The sequence below is a fragment of the Niveispirillum sp. FG148 genome, from assembly GCF_057809655.1.
The window spans coordinates 91442-108418 of sequence record NZ_JBMDKJ010000011.1; the positions used below are offsets into that span (position 1 = coordinate 91442).

At 65.2% G+C, this 16977-nt stretch carries 14 protein-coding genes; 8 read left to right on the forward strand and 6 right to left on the reverse strand.

Annotated features, from left to right (window positions below):
• Window positions 1-10: 10 nt before the first annotated feature.
• Both uvrB and ACODTW_RS13805 read right to left on the reverse strand, forming a co-directional pair.
• Window positions 11-2212, reverse strand: a complete 2202-nt coding sequence (gene uvrB / locus ACODTW_RS13800) for an excinuclease ABC subunit UvrB (protein WP_488946644.1) — start codon at window positions 2210-2212, stop codon at window positions 11-13.
• 177 nt (window positions 2213-2389) lie between these two features.
• The gene (locus ACODTW_RS13805; RefSeq protein WP_488946594.1) at window positions 2390-3022 is read right to left on the reverse strand and encodes a hypothetical protein; all 633 of its coding nucleotides are present in this window, start codon (window positions 3020-3022) and stop codon (window positions 2390-2392) included.
• A gap of 225 nt (window positions 3023-3247) precedes the next feature.
• On the opposite strand from ACODTW_RS13805, the gene ACODTW_RS13810 reads away from it, so the two are divergent.
• On the forward strand, window positions 3248-4450 hold the full coding sequence (locus ACODTW_RS13810; protein ID WP_488946595.1) for a pyridoxal phosphate-dependent aminotransferase: 1203 nt from the start codon (window positions 3248-3250) through the stop codon (window positions 4448-4450).
• A 146-nt stretch (window positions 4451-4596) separates the two neighbouring features.
• Here ACODTW_RS13810 and ACODTW_RS13815 read toward each other — a convergent pair whose 3' ends face one another.
• Entirely contained in the window at window positions 4597-4830 is a 234-nt protein-coding gene (locus tag ACODTW_RS13815; protein WP_488946596.1) for a hypothetical protein, read from the reverse strand.
• Between the two features lie 98 nt (window positions 4831-4928).
• On the opposite strand from ACODTW_RS13815, the gene ACODTW_RS13820 reads away from it, so the two are divergent.
• The 4 genes from ACODTW_RS13820 to rlmH are packed head-to-tail and all read left to right on the forward strand — an operon-like array spanning window position 4929 to window position 7789.
• Window positions 4929-6203: a glutamate-5-semialdehyde dehydrogenase gene (locus ACODTW_RS13820; protein WP_488946597.1), complete on the forward strand. Its 1275-nt coding sequence runs from the start codon at window positions 4929-4931 to the stop codon at window positions 6201-6203.
• The gene (locus tag ACODTW_RS13825; RefSeq protein ID WP_488946598.1) at window positions 6184-6864 is read left to right on the forward strand and encodes a nicotinate-nucleotide adenylyltransferase; all 681 of its coding nucleotides are present in this window, start codon (window positions 6184-6186) and stop codon (window positions 6862-6864) included. Before ACODTW_RS13820 ends, ACODTW_RS13825 begins: the two co-directional genes overlap by 20 nt.
• Before the next feature lie 26 nt (window positions 6865-6890).
• Entirely contained in the window at window positions 6891-7331 is a 441-nt protein-coding gene (gene rsfS / locus ACODTW_RS13830; protein WP_488946599.1) for a ribosome silencing factor, read from the forward strand.
• Window positions 7331-7789 carry a 23S rRNA (pseudouridine(1915)-N(3))-methyltransferase RlmH gene (gene rlmH, locus ACODTW_RS13835; RefSeq protein ID WP_488946600.1) on the forward strand — a complete coding sequence of 153 codons (459 nt, stop codon included), beginning with the start codon at window positions 7331-7333 and terminating at the stop codon, window positions 7787-7789. The genes rsfS and rlmH overlap by 1 nt, the downstream gene beginning before the upstream one ends.
• 53 nt (window positions 7790-7842) lie before the next feature.
• Here rlmH and ACODTW_RS13840 read toward each other — a convergent pair whose 3' ends face one another.
• Complete coding sequence (locus ACODTW_RS13840) at window positions 7843-9414, reverse strand: aldehyde dehydrogenase (NADP(+)) (RefSeq protein ID WP_488946601.1); 1572 nt, start codon at window positions 9412-9414, stop codon at window positions 7843-7845.
• Between the two features lie 189 nt (window positions 9415-9603).
• Here ACODTW_RS13840 and ACODTW_RS13845 point away from each other — a divergent pair, with 189 nt between their 5' ends.
• The 3 genes from ACODTW_RS13845 to ACODTW_RS13855 all read left to right on the forward strand — a co-directional run bounded on the left by ACODTW_RS13845 (window position 9604) and on the right by ACODTW_RS13855 (window position 12148).
• A complete protein-coding gene (locus ACODTW_RS13845; protein ID WP_488946602.1) occupies window positions 9604-10698 on the forward strand; it encodes an aldose epimerase family protein in 1095 nt (364 codons plus the stop codon).
• Window positions 10698-11426 (forward strand): FadR/GntR family transcriptional regulator, encoded by a 729-nt coding sequence (locus tag ACODTW_RS13850; protein ID WP_488946603.1) that lies wholly within the window; start codon window positions 10698-10700, stop codon window positions 11424-11426. Before ACODTW_RS13845 ends, ACODTW_RS13850 begins: the two co-directional genes overlap by 1 nt.
• Window positions 11427-11521: 95 nt before the next feature.
• Window positions 11522-12148 (forward strand): DedA family protein, encoded by a 627-nt coding sequence (locus tag ACODTW_RS13855; RefSeq protein WP_488946604.1) that lies wholly within the window; start codon window positions 11522-11524, stop codon window positions 12146-12148.
• Between the two features lie 176 nt (window positions 12149-12324).
• Here the strand turns inward: ACODTW_RS13855 and ACODTW_RS13860 are convergent, their stop codons facing one another.
• Complete coding sequence (locus tag ACODTW_RS13860; RefSeq protein WP_488946605.1) at window positions 12325-15504, reverse strand: efflux RND transporter permease subunit; 3180 nt, start codon at window positions 15502-15504, stop codon at window positions 12325-12327.
• A gap of 264 nt (window positions 15505-15768) precedes the next feature.
• A complete protein-coding gene (locus ACODTW_RS13865; RefSeq protein ID WP_488946606.1) occupies window positions 15769-16944 on the reverse strand; it encodes an efflux RND transporter periplasmic adaptor subunit in 1176 nt (391 codons plus the stop codon).
• Window positions 16945-16977 lie beyond the last annotated feature (33 nt).

Sequence of the window (16977 nt, forward strand, 5' to 3'; positions counted from 1 at the left end):
CGGCGGCCCCTTACCGCCGCCGCTTGGTGTTCTTGCCCCCGAACTCGATCCCGCCGACCTCCAGCCCGCCATCCTTGGTCTTGGCCGCCCCCTTGGTACGGCCACCAGCGGGCTTCTTCTCCGGCTTGGACTGCATACGCGGCCGTTCGCCCTGCGCGGATGCCCGGATGGGGCTGGCGCCCGGCGACAGGCCCAGATCGATGGCTTCCAGCCGGCGGATCTCGTCGCGAATGCGCCCCGCCTCCTCGAACTCCAGGTCGGCGGCGGCCGCGCGCATCTTCTTTTCCAGCTCAGCGATGATGGTCTTGATGTCCTTGCCGGCCAGCCCGATGCCTTCCGCCGCCCCCGTATCCACCTCCACCCGGTCGCCGCGTTCATAGACGCTGCCCAGGATGTCGGCGATGTTCTTCTTCACCGATTCCGGGGTGATGCCGTGGGCGGCGTTATATTCCAACTGCTTGGCCCGGCGGCGTGCCGTTTCCTCCAGCGCTGCCTTCATGCTGTTGGTTTCACGGTCGGCATAAAGGATGGCGCGGCCTTCGACATTACGGGCTGCGCGCCCGATGGTCTGGATCAGGCTGGTCCGGCTGCGCAGATAGCCTTCCTTGTCGGCATCCAGGATGGCGACAAGCCCGCATTCGGGAATGTCCAGCCCTTCGCGCAGCAGGTTGATGCCGATCAGCACATCGAACACGCCCAGGCGCAGATCACGGATAATCTCAATACGTTCAAGGGTTTCTACGTCGGAATGGATGTAGCGGACCTTGATCCCCGCCTCCATCATATATTCCGTCAGCGCTTCGGCCATCTTCTTGGTCAAGGTGGTGACCAGCACGCGCAGGCCCTTGGCCGTGACCTCCCGCACCTCCGCCATTACGTCGTCGACCTGGGTATCGGTGGGGCGGATAATGACCGGCGGGTCGACCAGACCGGTGGGGCGCACCACCTGTTCCACGAACACGCCGCCCGTGCGTTCCAGTTCCCAATCGCCCGGCGTGGCCGAAACAAAGACCGTGGGCGGGCGCATGGCGTCCCATTCCTCGAACTTCAGCGGACGGTTGTCGGCACAGGATGGCAGGCGGAATCCGTAATCGGCCAGGGTCGACTTGCGCATGAAGTCGCCCCGGTACATGCCGCCCACCTGCGGCACCATCACATGGCTTTCATCGACGATCAGCAACGCGTCGGGCGGCAGATATTCAAACAGGGTCGGCGGCGGTTCTCCCGGATTGCGCCCCGAGAGGTAACGGGAATAATTCTCGATCCCGGCGCAGGAACCGGTCGCCACCATCATTTCGATATCGAAGGTCGTGCGCTGCTCAATACGCTGCGCCTCCAACAATTTTCCTTGTTGAACAAACTCTTCCAGTCTGATCTTCAGGTCACGCTTGATCTGCTCAACCGCTTGGAACAGGGTCGGCTTGGGCGTGACATAGTGGCTGTTGGCATAGATGCGGACCTCCTTCATCGATGCCAGCTTCTCGCCGGTCAGCGGGTCGATCTCGTTGATTGCCTCCAACTCGTCCCCGAACAGGGACAGGCGCCAGGCCCGATCCTCCAGATGGGCAGGGAACAGTTCCACCGTGTCGCCGCGCACCCGGAACGATCCGCGCCCAAAGCCGACATCGCTGCGCCGATATTGCAGTTCAACCAATCTCTGAAGAAAGCCCTGCCGGTTCAGCACCTGCCCCACCTTCAGCGGGATGGTCATTTCCGAATAGGTTTCGACCGACCCGATACCGTAGATGCAGGAAACAGAGGCCACGATGATGCAGTCCTTGCGCTCCAGCAGGGCGCGGGTGGCCGCGTGGCGCATGCGGTCGATCTGTTCGTTGATCGAGCTTTCCTTCTCGATATAGGTGTCGGTCCGGGGCACATAGGCCTCGGGCTGATAGTAATCGTAGTAGGAAACGAAATACTCCACGGCGTTGTTTGGAAAGAAACTTTTCATCTCTCCATACAATTGCGCCGCCAGCGTCTTGTTGGGCGCCAGGACCAGGGTCGGGCGCTGCACGCGCTGGATGACATGGGCCATGGTGAAGGTCTTGCCCGACCCGGTGACGCCCAGCAGAACCTGGTCGCGGTCGCCATTCACCAGCCCGGCGGTCAATTCCTCGATCGCCCGGGGCTGATCGCCGGCCGGGGTATATTCCGACACCACGGTCAACGGTTCGATAAAGGGGCGCTCCTCCACCTCAATGCGCCAGGGCATCGTGTTGGCGGCGGCAGCGACGGTGGGGATCTGTGTCTGGCTCATGGGCGTTAATCTAAGCCGAGCCGCGCCGACGGAAAAGGGGTTTGATCTGTTTTTGTTCACACCCGGACCATTCGGCGCATCGCGTCCGGATCACGGCGGTGGCGGCCTGACCGGCGACTGGAGGGGCGCTGTCTAGCCGGCCTTGGCGGCGCCATTGCCGCCGGCGGCGGCCGACCCCTGCTTAAGGGCCAGCGACAGGCTGTCCCAGGCAGCATCCATGGCCTGGTTGGGAGGCCCATCTTCGGCCGCCATCTCGCGGATCATGCGGATCAGGTCGTCGGGCAGGCAGGCCGTCTTGATATTGCTGCCGATGAATTCGGCCGTGCGGGGGAACACACACAGCACCCGCACGCGGACCAGCGGGAAGCGGCTGCGGATCGCGGTAATCAGCGGATGCAGTTGCAGGACCGGATTGATGAAGGCGCCGACATTGTGGTCGGCACGCACATATTTCCAATGGCCGGCGTTCGGGTTACAGCGTACCTGCCCCGTCGCGTCCGGCGGCGATGACATGATCATCAGGATACTGGCCGGCAGCCTCATGACGTGATCAACCCGGATCAGTCCCGCCTTGCCGCCGCCCACCTTGATGTCGTTCAACATGGGATAGGAGAGTTCCTCCAGTTCCATGCGGCGCTTGAACAGTTCGGCATTGTATTGCCGCACGCTGGGACGCTTGACACGCTTGGGCTTGACCGACAAAGCGAACGTCACCATCAGCGTGATCACGACCGCGGTGATCGCCGAAAAGGTGATCAGGTCCACCACCGGGACCCCAAGCCATTTCGCAATTTCATTCAACATGGGCTTGGGAAATACCCCAGCAGGTGGAGGATGTCATCATCCCTACGGGGCATAGGCCGTTTGGGGGGCGTTCCCCACCCCTGCCCAAAACGCGGTTGTCCTATAACATTCCTGTGCTTGGCGACAATGATCGACCGCTTTAAGGTCCCTGCCCGGTCATAATCCGTCCCAACCAGGGGAAAATGAATGTCGTTCCTTGCCGACCGCCTGTCCCGCATCAAGCCCTCGCCCACCATCGCGGTGACGAGCAAGGCCCGCGCACTGAAAGCCGCCGGCCGTGATGTGATCGGTCTGGGCGCTGGTGAACCCGATTTCGACACGCCGGAAAATATCCGCGCCGCCGGCATCCGCGCCATCGAGCAGGGCCAGACCCGTTACACCGACGTGGACGGCACGCCGGAGCTGAAGAAGGCCATCGTCGCCAAGTTCGCGCGGGAGAATGGCCTGACCTACACCCCGGACCAGGTGACGGTCGGCGTGGGCGGCAAGCAGGTGCTGTACAATGCCCTGATGGCCACCCTGAATGCCGGGGACGAGGTGATCATCCCCGCCCCCTACTGGGTCTCCTACCCCGACATGGTGCAGTTGGCCGAGGGCACGCCCGTGTCCGTCGCCTGCCCGGCGGAAAACGGCTTCAAGCTGCAACCGGCCGATCTGGAAGCGGCCATCACGCCCAAGACCAAGTGGCTGATCCTGAACAGCCCGTCCAACCCGACGGGTGCCGCCTATACGGCGGACGAGTTGAAGGCCCTGGGCGAGGTGCTGCTGCGCCACGCCCATGTCTACATCATGACCGATGACATGTATGAACATCTGGTCTTTGATGATTTCAAATTCACCACCATCGCCCAGGTCGTGCCGGCGCTCTATGACCGCACCCTGACGGTCAATGGCGTGTCCAAGTCCTATTCGATGACGGGCTGGCGTATTGGTTACGCCGCCGGCCCCAAGGCCCTGATCAAGGCCATGGGCGTGATCCAGAGCCAGTCGACCAGCAACCCGACCAGCATCTCCCAGGCCGCCGCCGTGGAGGCGCTGAACGGCCCGCAGGACTTCATCAAGGAACGCGCCGCCGTGTTCCAGGGCCGCCGCGATCTGGTCGTGTCCATGCTGAACCAGGCGGCGGGCCTGTCCTGCCCCAACCCGGAAGGCGCCTTCTACGTCTACCCGTCCTGCGCCGGCACCATCGGCAAGACGGCGCCCACGGGCAAGGTCATCGAGACGGACGAGGATTTCGCGTCCGAACTGCTGGAAGCCGAAGGCGTGGCCGTGGTGCATGGCGCGGCCTTCGGCCTGTCCCCCTTCTTCCGCATCTCCTACGCCACCAGCAACGAGGTGCTGGAAGAAGCCTGCACGCGCATCCAGCGTTTCTGCGGCAGCTTGAAGTAAGTCAACAACATCACTCGGAACCATCCACTGCCTCCCCCGCGAAAGCGGGGGTCCAGGGGCCAAGCGCACCGACATGTGGTTCTTGGTGGCCCCTGGATCCCCGCTTTCGCGGGGAAGGCACCTTGGTGATTTTGGAAAGGCCAGCCCTAAACCAAAACATCCAGCAACCGCTGGAAATTCTGCTGATCGCTCTTAATGATGGCGGCACTGACGCCCGCCGTCACTTCGGCCTGCTTCACATCCAGGATCACGGCCGGGTCCAGGTTGCCCGCCGCCACCTGTTCGGTCGCCGCCTGCACGGTCGCCTGCGCCGCCGTGAAGCCTTCCAGGCCGGCGCGCGTCAGGTCCATCGGGGCGCTGTTGATGCTGCTGATCGACATGGGCCACAGCTTAGCATGGCCGCTATCAAAGCGTCAGGGGTGAAACCGCCCCCGTGACATTGTAGGGTCATTCCCCCACCGCAACGGAACCCGCCGCCATGGACAGCATCGACCGCCAGGATATCGCCTCCGTCATGGATGGTTTGGGCCGCCGCGCCCGCGCCGCGTCCGCGATTGTGGCGATGGCGCCAGCGGCGGCGCGGGATCAGGCGTTGCGCGTGGCGGCATCCACCCTGCGCGCCCGCATGGCCGACATCCTGGCCGCCAATGCGCTGGACATGGACGGGGCCACGGAAAAGGGCCTGTCGCCCTCCCTGCTGGACCGGCTGATGCTGAACCCGGCGCGGGTGGAGGCGATGGCCAAGGGGCTGGAGGAGATCGCGGACCGGCCCGATCCGCTGGGCACCGTGCTGGAACGCTGGGAACGGCCCAATGGCTTGCGGTTTGAAAAGGTGCGCGTGCCGCTGGGCGTCATCGCCATCATCTTTGAAAGCCGGCCGAACGTGACGGCCGATGCCGGCGGCCTATGCCTGAAATCCGGCAATGCCGCCATCCTGCGTGGCGGGTCGGAAAGCTTCCATTCCGCCCGCGCCATCCTGGCGGCCCTGCATGCCGGGCTGGACGCGGCCGGACTGCCGCGTGACGCCATCCAGATGCCGCCCACCACGGACCGCGCGGCCGTGGGCGAAATGCTGACCATGACCCGTTGGATCGACGTGGTCATCCCGCGCGGCGGTAAGTCGCTGACGGGCCGTGTCGCCGCCGAAAGCCGCGTGCCCGTGATCTATCACCTGGACGGCATCTGTCATGTCTATCTGGACAAGGAAGCTGATCCGGACAAGGCGCGGCGCGTGACGCTGAACGCCAAGATGCGCCGCACCGGCATCTGCGGGGCGGCCGAAACCCTGCTGGTCCACAAGGACATCGCCGCATCCCTGCTGCCCCCCATCCTGGACGATCTGATCCAGGCGGGATGTGAGGTCCGGGGCGATGCCGGCGTGCAGGCCCTGGATGCCCGCGTGAAGCCGGCCACAGAAGAGGATTGGGACACCGAATATCTGGATGCCATCCTGTCGGTGAAGCTGGTCGACGATGTGGACGCCGCCATCGACCATATCGGCCGCCATGGCAGCCACCACACCGACAGCATCATCACGGAGGACGCGGACACCGCCACCCGATTCCTGGCCCGCGTCGACAGCGGCATCGTCCTGCACAATGCCTCCACCCAGTTCGCCGATGGCGGCGAATTCGGCTTTGGCGCGGAAATCGGCATTTCCACGGGCAAGCTGCATGCCCGTGGCCCCGTGGGGGCCGAACAGCTGACCAGCTACAAGTATGTGGTGCGGGGCGATGGGCATACGCGGCCCTGACCGCCCTGCCCCGCCCGCCGCGCATGGCAGGGCCGTTCGCGCCCTGCCGAAGCCACTGGCCGGCAGCCTGTGGAAGGGCATGCGCATCGGGCTGCTGGGCGGGTCCTTCAACCCCGCCCATGATGGCCACCGGCACATGTCGCTGATGGCGCTGAAGCGGCTGGGCCTGGATCAGGTCTGGTGGCTGGTCAGCCCGCAAAATCCGCTGAAGCCCTTGGACGGCATGGGAAAACTGGCCGACCGGCTGGCCCGCGCGCGGACCGTTGCCGCCCATCCGCGCATCGTGGTGACGGACATCGAAACCAGCCTTGGCACCCGCTACACGGTGGATACGCTGGCGGCCCTGAAACGGCATTTTCCAGGGGTGAAATTCGTCTGGCTGATGGGGGCGGATAACCTGTTGCAGGTGCCGCACTGGCGATCATGGACGCGGATTTTCACCCAGGTCCCGGTTGCGATATTCCCCAGACATCCCTATTCTACCTCTGCGCTGGGCGGCAAGGCTTCCCGGCGTTTTGCCGCTGCGCGGGTGAATGTGCGACGGGCGAAGGGTCTGGCCGACCTGCCGCCCCCCGTCTGGGTGTTCCTGGACGCCCCCCTTCATCCCGCTTCGGCGACCGCCATCCGGCAGGGGCTGGCTGGCGGCAGGCAAGGCAGTTGATCATTTTCGCCCAAGGATAGATGTCGGTGACCCAGATCGTGAGTGCAGAACCTTCCCAGCAGCCGGCCGGTGGCGTTATCGCCGCCGAAGACATGCCGGAGCGCACCCTTGCCCTGATCCTGTCCGTGTTGGACGAGGATCAGGCCGAGGACACGATCACCATCGACCTGCGCGGCAAGACCAGCATGGCCGACTATCTGGTCGTCACCACGGGCCGGTCGGCCCGTCAGGTGGGCGCCATGGCCGACCATATGGTGCGCAAGCTGCGCGACCTGGGCATCCATGCCGGTAATCCGGAAGGCTATCCGCAGTGCGACTGGGTGCTGGTCGACAGCGGTGACGTCATCGTCCACCTGTTCCGCCCGGAAGTGCGCGCCTTCTACTGCATCGAAAAGATGTGGGGCGTGGAGCCGCCGGCCTCGCTGAAGGCGCTGACGGCCGGGTTCGACGGCGGGCCGGCGCAGTAATGCGCCTGTGGCTGGCGGCGGTCGGCAAGGCCAAGCCGGGCCCCGCCCGCGATCTGTTTGATGAATACAAGGCCCGCATCACCTGGCCCTTCCAGCTGCGCGAGGTTGAAACCAAGAAGCGGCTGGAAGGCGAAGAGCTGAAGCGGGCGGAGGCGGAGCTGCTGCTTTCCGCCATTCCCAGCGGTGCGACCATCGTGGCGCTGGATGAACGCGGCCGCATGATGGGGTCGGAAGATTTCGCCGCCCGCATGGGCCAATGGCGCGACGCCGCCGTGGGCGATCTGGCCTTCGTCATTGGCGGGGCGGACGGGCTGGACCCGTCGGTGCGGCAGAAGGCGGCCCTGGTCCTGGCCTTCAGCCCCATGACCTGGCCGCACATGATGGTGCGCGGCATGCTGGCCGAACAGATCTACCGTGCCCAGCAGATCCTGGCCGGGCATCCCTATCACCGGGTGTGAGTTGACTTAAAAAGACAAACGGCGGCGGATCATCGACCCGCCGCCGTTCTGATTCAGCGCTGCACCACGCCATCCACCCGGCGGGCGATGCCCAGCGGATTGTCACGCTTCAGGGCTGCCGGCAGCAGGGCATCGGGGATGTCCTGATAGCTGACGGGGCGCAGGAAACGGTCGATGGCCAGCGTGCCGACCGACGTGGTCCGGCTGTCGGACGTGGCCGGGAACGGGCCGCCATGCACCATGGCGTGGCATACCTCGACGCCCGTGGGCCAGCCATTGGCCAGGATGCGCCCGGCACGGCGTTCCAGCGTCGGCAGCAGCGTGGCCGCCGCGTCATGGTCGCCTTCATCCAGATGCAGCGTCGCCGTCAGCTGACCTTCCAGATGTTCCAGCACATCCTTCAGCACCGACAGGTCCGGGCAGCGGACGACGACCGACGACGACCCGAACACCTCATGCCCCAGCACGGGATCGGCCAGGAAGTCGGCGGCGGTGACGCTGAACAGGGCGCCGGCCCCGCGGTTGCCGCCGGCCTCCGCCACGCGGGCCAGCGTGGTCACCTTGTCATGCGACGCCAGCGTCTCCACACCAGAACGGTACGCCTTGCAGATACCGGGCGTCAGCATGGTGATGGGGGCGACATTGGCCAGGGCGGCGGCGGCGGCGGCCGTGAACCGGTCCAGCGCCTCCCCTTCCACGGCCAGGATCAGGCCGGGATTGGTGCAGAACTGCCCCGCCCCCATGGTCAGCGACCCGATGAAGGCCCCACCCAGCGCCTCGGCCCGCGCCGACAGGGCGGCCGGCAGCAGCACGACAGGGTTGATGCTGCTCATCTCCGCATAGACGGGGATCGGCTCCGGACGGCTCTGCGCGATCTGGATCAGGGCCTGACCACCCCCGCGGGAGCCCGTAAAGCCCACGGCCTTGATATGCGGATGGGCGACCAGCGCCTGGCCATATTCCCGCTTGGTGCCGCACAGCAGGGAGAAGACCCCCTCCGGCAGGCCCAGTTCGGCGACGGCGGCGGCAATGGCCTCGCCCACCAGTTCCGACGTGCCGGGATGGGCCGAATGCGCCTTCACCACCACCGGGCAGCCGGCAGCCAGGGCCGAGGCCGTGTCGCCACCGGCGACGGAGAAGGCCAGCGGGAAGTTCGATGCGCCGAACACAGCCACCGGCCCCACGGGGATGAAGCGCAGCCGGATATCGGCGCGCGGCAGCGGCTTGCGGTCGGGCATGGCCGGATCGATGCGGGCGCCGTTCCAGTCACCCTGGCGCAGAACGCTGGCGAACAGGCGCAGCTGGCCCATGGTGCGGCCGCGTTCGCCTTCCAGGCGGGCGCGCGGCAGGCCAGTTTCGGCCCCGGCGCGCTCCAGCAGTTCATCCCCCAGCGCCAGGATATTGTCGGCAATCTTTTCCAGGAAGCGGGCACGCGTCTCCGCCGGCGTCTCTCGGAACGTATCGAACGCGGCCCAGGCCAGCTTGGCTGCCGCATCGGTATGGTCGGGCGTGGCCTGGGCGAAGCTGGTCGGCAATTCGCCATCCGTGGACGGATCGATGGCGAAGAAGCCGCCTTCCGTGGCGACGCGGCTGCGGCCGATCAGCAATTTCCCGTGCAGAGGCATGATCCGTTTCCTTATACCTTCAGGTTTGGCCGCATCCTTAGACTTTTTTGTCCGACAATTCCAGCCTTGTCATGGCCGGAAGCCGGCCGTCGGCCGGACATTGTCGCCCCCATATGGGCAGGATTCCCACGCATGCAATGGAGTAGCTGGCGTCAATTGTCGGAGTATACTATTAGCAGCATATCCACCATGCAGACAGGCGATACCATGCAGGCCAGCGCGCCCATCCCTCCCCGTCCCGGCTGTCTTCCCTTCGGCCGGATGCCGGACGGACGGGACGTGCAGGCCGTGACCATCACGGGCGGCCGCCTGACCCTGCGACTGCTGACCCTGGGGGCGGCCGTACAGTCGCTGTGGGCGCCCGACCGGTCGGGCAAGCTGGACGACATCGTCCTGGGCCATGACAGCGTGGCCGATTATCTGGCCACCCGGACCTTTTTCGGGTCCATCGCCGGCCGCTGCGCCAACCGCATCGCCGGGGGCCGCTTCACCCTGGATGGGCAGGCCTATCAGGTGCCTTGCAATGACGGGCCGAACTGCCTGCATGGCGGGATGCTGGGGCTGGATCTGCGACTTTGGACACTGGCGGGTCAGGACGATCACAGTGCCCGCTTCACCTATCACAGCCCGGCGGGAGAGGAAGGGTTTCCCGGTGCCTTGGACATCACGGCCGATTATGCGCTGGATGATGACGACCGGCTGACGGTGACGCTGACGGCCAGGACCGATGCGCCCACCATCGTCAACCTGACCAACCATGCCTATTTCAATTTGGCCGGCCTGTCCGCCGGCGCCGATGTGCTGGACCATGTGCTGACCCTGGATGGGGACCGCATCACACCCGTCGGCCCCGACCTGATCCCGACGGGGGACTTCAGGGATGTGGCCGGCACGCCCTTTGATTTCCGGCAGCCGACCGCCATCGGCGCCCGCATCCGCGACGGGCGCGACCCGCAACTGACCCTGGCCCGTGGCTACGACCATAATTACGTGCTGAATGGTGGAAAAATGGCGGCCCATGTCCTGCATCCGGATTCTGGCCGGGCCCTGACCCTGACGACAACGGAGCCGGGGCTGCAATTCTATTCGGGCAATTTCCTGCCCGGCAGCCTGATCGGCAAGGGCGGGCGGCTTTACCGGCAGGCGGATGGCTTCTGCCTGGAACCGCAGCGCTTCCCCGATGCGGCCAACCAGCCGCATTTCGGCAGCGTCCGGCTTGATCCCGGTGCCGAATACCGTCATGTCTCCACCTATCATTTCTCGACGGAGCCGGAGCGGACCTGATGGCGAAAAGCGACCTTCCGGCCAAGCCCACCCGCCGTCACGGCGCCATCGCCCGCCGGCTGGGCACGGCCATCGTCACGGGCGAATATAAGCCGGGCCAGGTGCTGGAAACGGAAATCGCCTTTTCCGAACAATTGCAGGTCTCCCGCAGCGCCTATCGGGAGGCGCTGCGCACGCTCGCGGCCAAGGGTCTGGTGGAAAGCCGGACCAAGACGGGTACCACCGTCTGCGCCCGCTCCCGCTGGAACCTGCTGGACCCCGACGTGCTGTCCTGGGTGTTTGAGAATGAGCCCAGCCCCGATCTGGTGCGCAACCTGTTCGAACTGCGCATGATCGTGGAGCCGGAGGTGGCGGCCCTGGCCGCCGAACGGCGCGACGCCACCCAGGTCACCCGCATGCGTCAGGCGTTGCAGCGCATGGAACAGCATGGGCTGGAAACCCAGGAAGGCCGCGACGCCGATATCGAGTTTCACGAGCAGGTGCTGGAGGCGGCTTCCAACCCGCTGCTGGCCCAGTTGTCGACGGGCATCACGGCTGCCGTGCGCTGGACCACCATCTTCAAGGCAAGGCGCAGCGCCCTGCCCCGTGACCCGATGGGCGACCATTGGGCCGTGTTCGATGCCATCGCGGCCGGCGGTCCCGATGCGGCCCGGACGGCCATGCGCACGCTGGTGTCAGGCGCCCTACGCGATACCGAAAGCTCCCTGCGTCCCCGCCCGGCCGAATAAAGGCCGCTGCAGATTTCACACAAGCCCGGTATATAAGGCGCCACCGGCCCGCCGATCCTGTCACGGGGCGATCAACCCATAATGGATGGCAGTCCTTGCTTACCGATATCATCGAATTCCTGGCCGTCGGCATCATCGCTGTGATCGAGGCCATGGGCTATGCCGGCGTCGCACTGCTGATGGCGATCGAATCCGCCTGCATTCCGCTGCCGTCGGAAATCATCATGCCGTTCGCGGGTTATCTGGCCTCCACCGGCCAGATGAACCTGCTGATGGTTGCAACGGCCGGGGCGATCGGCTGCAATATCGGGTCGGAAGTGGCCTATCTGGTCGGCCGTTATGGCGGGCGCACGGCGATCCTGCGCTGGGGCCGCTATGTGCTTCTGGATGCATCCGACCTGGACATGGCCGACCGGTTCTTCGCCCGCTTCGGCAATGCCGCGGTATTCATCGCCCGCCTGCTGCCCGTCATCCGCACCTTCATCGCCCTGCCCGCCGGCATTGCCGGCATGCCCAAGCTGCCGTTCCACCTCTACACCTTCGCCGGTTCCTGGCCCTGGTGCTATGGCCTGGCCTATATCGGCATGGCGCTGGGGGAGGAATGGAACAGCAATCCGGTGCTGAAGACCTGGCTGCACCGGTTCGACGCGCTGATCGTTGTCGCGATTCTGGCGCTGGGCGGCCTGTTTCTCTGGCACAAGCTGCATAAGCGCAAGGGCTGATCGGCCCTGTCACAAAAAGGCCCCCGCCGGATCGCACCGACGGGGGCCTTTTTACTTTCAGTACCTCAAGCGCCGGCGCCAACATTCGTTGGCTAGGCTTCACGCGGCATGTGCCGCGCGGCGGCGGTCGCCGCCGTTCCAACGGTCATCATTGATGACCGTTGGACACACCCGGATCAATCCCCCGCCGCCACCATCTGCGCCGGGATCACGGGCTGCGATGCCTGACGGTTGGCGCCCACCATGAAGCGCAGCAGCACATAGAAGACGGGCGTCAGCAGCAGGCCGAACAGGGTCACGCCCAGCATGCCGGCGAACACGGCCACACCCATGGCATGGCGCATTTCGGCACCGGCACCGGATGAGGTGACCAGCGGCACCACACCCATGATGAAGGCGATGGAGGTCATCAGGATGGGGCGCAGACGCATGCGGCTGGCCTCAATCGCCGCCTGCACGGCCGTGCGGCCGTGATGTTCCAACTCGCGGGCGAATTCCACGATCAGGATGGCGTTCTTGGCCGACAGCCCCACCAGCACCATGAAGCCGATCTGGGTGAAGATGTTGTTGTCGCCCCCCGTGATCCAGACGCCGGCCAGGGCGGACATCAGGCTCATCGGCACAATCATCAGGATGGCCAGCGGCAGGGTCAGGCTTTCATACTGGGCGGCCAGCACCAGGAAGACCAGCAGGACGGAGATGGGGAACACCCACAGCGCCGCATTGCCCGCCAGGATCTGCTGATAGGTCAGGTCGGTCCATTCATACTTGATCCCGCGCGGCAGCACTTCCGCCGCGATCCGCTCCGCCGCGGCCTGCGCCTGACCCGATGAGTAACCGGGCGCCGGGCCGCCATTGATATCGGCCGCGGTATAGCCGTTATAGCGGACGACCATTTCCGGACCATAGCTCTGCGCCACGGTCACCAGCGACGACAGCGGCACCATCACGCCGCGTTCGTTGCGGGTCTTCAGCAGGCCGATATCATCGGCATGGGCGCGGAACGGCGCATCAGCCTGCACCCGCACCTGATAGACGCGGCCGAAAGCGTTGAAATCGTTGACATACAGCGAACCGAGATAGACCTGCATCGTCTCGAACACATCCGTCACCTGCACGCCCAGCTGCTTGGCCTTCACCCGGTCCAGATGCACATCCAGCTGCGGCACGTTGATTTCATAGGAACTGAAGGTCGGCCCCAGTTCCGGCGTGGCCCGCGCCTTCATCACGAAATCATTGGCGGCCTTGGCCAGCGCCTCGTACCCCAGCGATCCGCGATCTTCCAGTTGCAGCTTGAACCCGCCCAGCGTGCCCAGGCCCATGACGGGCGGCGGCGGGAACACGGCCACAAAGGCTTCCTTAACGCCCATGAACTGCTGTTGCAGGCTGGTGGCGATGACATTGGCCGACAGGCCCTGCGCCGCCCGCTCCTCATAGGGTTTCAGGGTGGCGAAGACGATGCCGGCGGAAGAGGAATTGGTGAAGCCATTCACCGACAGGCCGGGGAAGGCCACGGCATGGTCGACGCCCGGCTGTTTCAGCGCCAGGTCGGTCATGGTGCGGATGACATCTTCCGTCCGGTCCAGCGAGGCGCCGGTGGGCAACTGGGCAAAGGCGATCAGATATTCCTTGTCCTGCGCCGGCACGAAGCCCCCCGGCACGGCGCGACCCAGGAACACGGTCAGGCCCAGCAGCAGGACATAGACCAGCATCATGCCGCCCTTGTGCCGGATGACGCCGCCCACACCCTTGCCATAGGCATCCGACCCGCGCTGGAACACGCGGTTGAAGCCGCGGAAGAAGCCGCCCAGCACCTTGTTCATGGCCAGGGTCAGCCAGTCCGGCTTGTCATGGTGCCCCTTCAGCAGCAGGGCGGACAGAGCCGGCGACAGGGTGAGCGAGTTGAAGGCCGAAATGACGGTGGAAATCGCGATGGTCATCGCGAACTGCTTGTAGAACTCGCCCGACAGGCCGGACATGGCGGCCAGCGGCACGAACACGGCGACCAGGGTCAGGGCGATGGCAATGATGGGGCCGCTCACCTCCTGCATGGCCTTGTAGGTGGCCTGCTTGGGACTGAGACCCTGGGAGATGTTGCGCTCGACATTCTCCACCACGACGATGGCGTCATCGACAACGATGCCGATAGCCAGCACCATGCCGAACAGCGACAGGGCGTTGATGGAGAAGCCGAACAGCAGCATCAAGGAGAAGGTGCCGACGATCGACACCGGCACGGCCAACAGCGGGATGATCGACGCGCGCCAGGTCTGCAGGAACACGATCACCACCAGCACGACCAGGGCGATGGCTTCCAGCAGCGTATGGATCACGGCGTCGATGCTGGCCTGCACGAAGCGGGTCGGGTCATAGACGATGGAATGCTCCACCCCGTCGGGCATGTCCTTCTGCAACTCTGCCATCGTCTCCCGCACCTGGTTGGAGATGGCAAGCGCATTGGCGCCCGGCGCCTGATTGATGGCAATCGCCACGGCCGGCTTGTTGTCCAGCAGGGAGCGCAGACCATATTGAGAGGCGGCCAGTTCCACCCGCGCCACATCGCGCAGATAGGTGACGGCCCCCTGGTCCGTCTTCAGGACGATGTTCTGGAATTCCTCGACATTCTGCAACCGGCCCTGGGCATTGACCGAAAGCTGCAGGGGCGCGTCCACCACGGACGGGCTGGCGCCGATGACGCCGGCCGCCACCTGCACATTCTGTTCGCGGATGGCATTGACCACGTCATTGGCGGTCAGGCCGCGTTCGGCCACCTTCTGCGGATCCAGCCAGACGCGCATGGCATAATCGCCCGAACCCCACAGCAGCACCTCGCCCACCCCGGAAATGCGCGCCAGACGGTCGCGCACATTCAGGACGGCGTAATTGCGCAGGTAGGTCATGTCATAGCGGTCGTCGGGCGAGCGCAGATGCACGACCATGGTCAGCGTGGGTGAGGACTTGACCGTGGTCACGCCCAGCCGCTGCACATCCTGCGGCAGGCGCGGCAGCGCCTGGGCCACGCGGTTCTGCACCAGTTGCGTGGCCTTGTCCGGGTCGGTGCCCAGCTTGAAGGTCACGGTCAGGGCCATGTTGCCGTCGCTGTTGGCCTGGGACTGCATATACAGCATGTCCTCCACGCCATTGATCTGTTCTTCCAGCGGCGAGGCGACGGTTTCGGCAATGACCTTGGGATTGGCCCCGGGATACTGGGCGCGCACGACCACGGATGGCGGCACGACCTCCGGATATTCAGAGATAGGAAGCTGGAACAGGGCAATGAACCCAGCCAGGAAGACGACCACCGACAACACGCCCGCGAAGATCGGGCGGTCGATGAAGAAACGCGAAATATTCATGACAAGCCTCGATCCGCGCGGTCAGCGCGGGATGGGTTGGGCTTAAAGTTGGGCAAAGCATCCCCGTCATCCCGCAGAAGGGATGCAAATCAAGCCGACACCCGTTCTCCCTGCCTCCCCCGCGAAAGCGGGGGTCCAGGGGCCGCTTTCACCACCTGTCGGGCCTTTGGCCCCTGGGTCCCCGCTTTCGCAGGGAAGGCAGGTCGGTGCAATAGGAAACGAAGTGATCGACCCGAACCGGGGCAATCGATACGGTTGAGGTTCTTACCGCTCCGCCACCTGCGTCGCCGGGCGTTCCATCGCCACCGGCTTGGGCTGCACCACGTCGCCGGGGCGGGCCCGCTGGATGCCGTTGACGATGATGCGTTCACCGGGATTCAGGCCAGCGGTCACGATGCGCAACCCTTCCTGCCGGCTGCCCAGCGATACCGGCCGATAGGCGACCTTGTTGTCGTCACCAACAACCAGGACGAACTTCTTGTCCTGGTCCGTGCCGATGGCACGTTCATCCACCATCACGGCCGCCTGCGGATCAGACCCACCGACCTTGATGCGGGCATAAAGGCCGGGCACCAGCAAGCCATCGGGATTGTCGAACCGGGCGCGCACGCGGATGGTGCCGGAAACCGGGTCCAGGCGGTTATCGACATCATCGACAGCGCCGGTGCGGGAATATTCCGTCTCGTTGGCCAGCCCCAACTGTACCGGCACGCCCGCCTGATCCTTCACCGATGCGATATGGCGCAGATAGGTCTGTTCGTCCACGTCGAACGACGCATAGATGGGGGAGACAGAGACCAGCGTGGTCAGCACTTCCGCCGCGGCACCGGCCGCCACGACATTGCCCTCGGTGATCTCGGCCCGCGACGCCCGGCCGGCGATGGGGGCGGTGACACTGGTATAGGACAGGTTCAGGCGCGCCACCTGCAGCTCGGCCTCTGCCGCGTGCAGGCTGGCCGCCGCGTCGCGGGCATTGTGCTCGCGTTCATCCAGGGTGCGGCGGGGGATGGTGCTGTCGGCCACCAACTGGTTGGCACGGTCCAGTTCCGCCTTGGTGAAGCGGACACGGGCCTGCGCCCCCGCCAACTGCGCCTCGGCCCGCGCCACCTCGGCCCGGTAGGGGGCGGGATCGATGGTAAATAGGACATCGCCCTTCTTCACCAGGGCGCCATTCTTGAAATGCACCTGGGTGATGGTGCCGGAGACGCGGGGCCGGATATCCACCCGCTCCACCGCCTCCAGCCGCCCGGAATAGCTTTGCCAGTCCACGACCTTGCGGGCGACGACGGGGGCGACATCCACCTCCACCGCCGGCCGCGCCGCGGCGGCCACGGCGACGGGCTTGTCTTCGGCCTGTCCCTGGATGCTGACGCCGGCGATCACGACCAACGACACTCCGGCTGCCATGATATAAGCCAGCTTGGATCGCGTAATCGACATGGGTTTGCTCCTGCAAAAAGGGTGCAGACAAGG

Excerpts from the sequence above, each read along its gene's own strand:
- uvrB (WP_488946644.1), bottom strand. The coding sequence starts at position 2,212 with ATGCCCTGGCGCATTGAGGTGGAGGAGCGCCCCTTTATCGAACCGTTG.
- ACODTW_RS13810 (WP_488946595.1), top strand. The coding sequence starts at position 3,248 with ATGTCGTTCCTTGCCGACCGCCTGTCCCGCATCAAGCCCTCGCCCACC.
- ACODTW_RS13815 (WP_488946596.1), bottom strand. The coding sequence starts at position 4,830 with ATGTCGATCAGCAGCATCAACAGCGCCCCGATGGACCTGACGCGCGCC.
- ACODTW_RS13820 (WP_488946597.1), top strand. The coding sequence starts at position 4,929 with ATGGACAGCATCGACCGCCAGGATATCGCCTCCGTCATGGATGGTTTG.
- ACODTW_RS13825 (WP_488946598.1), top strand. The coding sequence starts at position 6,184 with ATGGGCATACGCGGCCCTGACCGCCCTGCCCCGCCCGCCGCGCATGGC.
- rlmH (WP_488946600.1), top strand. The coding sequence starts at position 7,331 with ATGCGCCTGTGGCTGGCGGCGGTCGGCAAGGCCAAGCCGGGCCCCGCC.
- ACODTW_RS13840 (WP_488946601.1), bottom strand. The coding sequence starts at position 9,414 with ATGCCTCTGCACGGGAAATTGCTGATCGGCCGCAGCCGCGTCGCCACG.
- ACODTW_RS13845 (WP_488946602.1), top strand. The coding sequence starts at position 9,604 with ATGCAGACAGGCGATACCATGCAGGCCAGCGCGCCCATCCCTCCCCGT.
- ACODTW_RS13850 (WP_488946603.1), top strand. The coding sequence starts at position 10,698 with ATGGCGAAAAGCGACCTTCCGGCCAAGCCCACCCGCCGTCACGGCGCC.
- ACODTW_RS13860 (WP_488946605.1), bottom strand. The coding sequence starts at position 15,504 with ATGAATATTTCGCGTTTCTTCATCGACCGCCCGATCTTCGCGGGCGTG.
- ACODTW_RS13865 (WP_488946606.1), bottom strand. The coding sequence starts at position 16,944 with ATGTCGATTACGCGATCCAAGCTGGCTTATATCATGGCAGCCGGAGTG.